Genomic DNA, 793 nt, shown 5'->3' with positions numbered 1-793 from the left:
GCACCATAGTGCCTCGGCGGCCGGGGCCAAGGGCGGTTCGGCGGCATCGGGCGGCCTGTCCAGCCCCCAAGGGATCGACGGCGGCACCACGGACCAGGACGCCCCTGGCGGCACCGTCCCCACCGCGGCCGACGGACCGGCCGACCCCGGCGCCGCGCTGAAACCCCTCACGATCAAGGGCACCGGGGACTACGGCGACGTGCACGCGAGCCCCGGCGGCGCCGCCCCGGTCACCAAATTGACCATCACCAACCCCAACGGCAGACCGGTCGCCCTGGACGCGATCACCCTGTCCGACCGCTCCGACTTCGCCATCACGACGGGCTCGTGCGCCACCGGTGAGGTCCTCTCGCCCGGCTTCCTCGACGACGAGGCGGGCGGCGGCCCGGCCCAGGCCAAAGGGCTGGCGGCGGGCACCAGTTGCAGCGTGATCGTGCGGTTCGCGCCCACCGCGCTCGGCAACAGCGCCGACACCCTCACGGTCAGCTACGGCAAGGACGGCAAGAGTACCGCCCGCCTCACCGGCCGCGCCTTCGCCACCGTCAAGGTGAGCGTCACCCCCGACACGGAAGGCCGCCGTCACGGCTACGTCGATGTCGCCGCCGATGGCACCACCACCAAGTGCGACCAGGCGACACCCTGCACGGTCCGCTACTTCAACGCGAAGACCCCGCTCTCCCTCGAAGCCCACGGTGACCCGGCGGGCTCCGACAACTCCGGCTCCGCCGGGGACACCGGCAGCACGGCCGGAGCGAGCGGCACCAGCGGTTCGAGCACCGTGGGGAGCATAGGC

Annotated in this window: 1 pseudogene; it reads left to right on the top strand. The window is 73.0% G+C overall.

The window, feature by feature from the left end:
• Window positions 1–793 (top strand): annotated as a pseudogene (locus AC13HU_RS37825) (hypothetical protein); the annotation flags it as partial.

The organism is Streptomyces sp. NH27 (assembly GCF_056859195.1).
Note: the sequence above shows the minus strand (reverse complement) of the source record. Positions and strands in the feature narration are given on the sequence as shown.